1 pseudogene is annotated in these 551 nt (G+C 47.5%); it reads left to right on the top strand.

Annotated elements, in window-relative coordinates:
- Window positions 1-551 (top strand): annotated as a pseudogene (locus tag A3763_RS06295) (DNA primase); the annotation flags it as partial.

The raw sequence follows: 551 nt of genomic DNA, 5'->3' as shown, positions 1-551 counted from the left end.
GCGAACACGATAACCTGGATTTTAATGAAGCGGTTGAAGAGCTGGCGAAGATCGCTGGCATCGAGGTGCCGAGAGACGAAAAAGTCCAAAAGGTATACAGCCTTCAAGCAAAGTTGTGGGAAGCTTTAGAGTACGCAAATCTGAAATACAGGGATGCGCTAAAGTCTCATGCCAATAAATCGCGTGCTCAGGACTACCTGAAAAGGCGTGGCTTGTCGGACGAAGTGATTGAGCGCTTCGCTATCGGCTTTGCACCGGCCGAGCGGGATTTTCTGAGTGCTAAAGCCGCCCCAGAAACCTTAAAGTCACTCATTCAGACCAAAACCGTTCTCGATAAGTACGACAACCCCTTTGATCTATTTCAAGATCGCTTAATGTTCCCTATTCGAAATAGCCGCGGTAAGACTGTGGCTTTTGGGGGGCGAACCTTAGGGGACGACAAAGCTAAATACATCAACTCACCTGAATCGGAAGTTTTCCACAAAAGTAATGAGCTTTACGGTCTGTATGAAGCGAACCAGGCAACCCGACATCTTGATAAGTTGTTGGTA

Source organism: Oleiphilus sp. HI0128, from assembly GCF_001635365.1.
The sequence above is the reverse complement of the archived record's forward strand: the minus strand, read 5'-3'. Positions and strand labels throughout refer to the sequence as shown.